Consider the following 1,083-nt stretch of genomic DNA (forward strand, 5'->3'; position numbering starts at 1 on the left):
GATGGTCGTAATTTTCATCAAAATATTTTTTTAATTCAATCATTTCTTTTTCGTAAGCTTGAATAAATGTAGCAGTATTTTCATCGTCATGTTCTGTAAATAAGTTACATGTATATGTACAGAGTAAAGGTATATTTATAGCATTTAATTGTTCACTTAATTTTGTCTCATCGGAAATAAGCTCAATCCAATAGTCCTTTTCTGGAATATTATCGAAATGTTTAATTTTTTTTGAGACCAGCATAAATTCTGATTCAAGATAATCTGACTTGAAATGGTCATGTATGTCCTGTATTAGAGCTTTTATTCCGCTCTTCCCACTTGAGTAAAGTTTAGACTCTCCTAACCATAACGTTTTATTTTGTGGATCAATGTGAACAGCATCAAAACCATGGACCGTATGACCTAATGAATCTTTAAAATAAATTTTGGATAATAATGGTATTGTACTATAGAAATCTCGTAGCAATAAATGAAGGATGAGTTCACCAAATTCTCCCCGTCTTAAATATTTATCTTGTATTGCATCATCAATATTTTCATTATTTTCGTAAATTTCTTTAACTTTTTTGAAGTCATCAATTTTATATATTGACTTTGCCGCTTCTGCTATTTTTCCTAAGATTTGGGTGTTGTCTGTCGAGGTTCCTTCATGAAAACCAAAGGCAAATTCATGTATAACATCTAATAATTTTGAAATTAGAGGCTTCAATCTATATTGAGTTCGGCCATCATCTGTCAAGTCGAATCCTACTAAAAAAGTACTTAGTTCTGACTCTTTAATCTTATGCGATATAATTTTTTCAGAGTTAAATGGGCTGCTCATAAATTATTCTAAAGTTTTAATTATCTGAATATAGTAAATATTTTATTTTATTGCAAATTCAATTCTTAAAATAATATAGGATTTTAATATTTTCTGTTGGTTAGGATAAGAACTATTTTAGCTCATAAATACTTTTAAGTCTGTATATTGATTTGAAAGAAAACATGAGTATCTTAAATAATCGATGTATCAGTATTCTCAGTGTATAAAAAACAGCCTCTTTTAAAAGAGGCTGTTTTTTATAGTATCTAAGAGTT

At 28.4% G+C, this 1,083-nt stretch carries 1 protein-coding gene; it reads right to left on the reverse strand.

The genetic code is table 11. From position 1 onward, the window contains the following. Window positions 1-826, reverse strand: an 826-nt coding sequence (locus DPG01_RS18430; RefSeq protein WP_110976006.1) for a DUF1837 domain-containing protein, incomplete at its 3' end; no start/stop codon positions are given. Window positions 827-1,083: the final 257 nt, after the last annotated feature.

This window comes from Acinetobacter sp. WCHAc060042 (genome assembly GCF_003231195.1).
In the GTDB taxonomy this organism is placed as follows: Bacteria; Pseudomonadota; Gammaproteobacteria; order Pseudomonadales; family Moraxellaceae; genus Acinetobacter.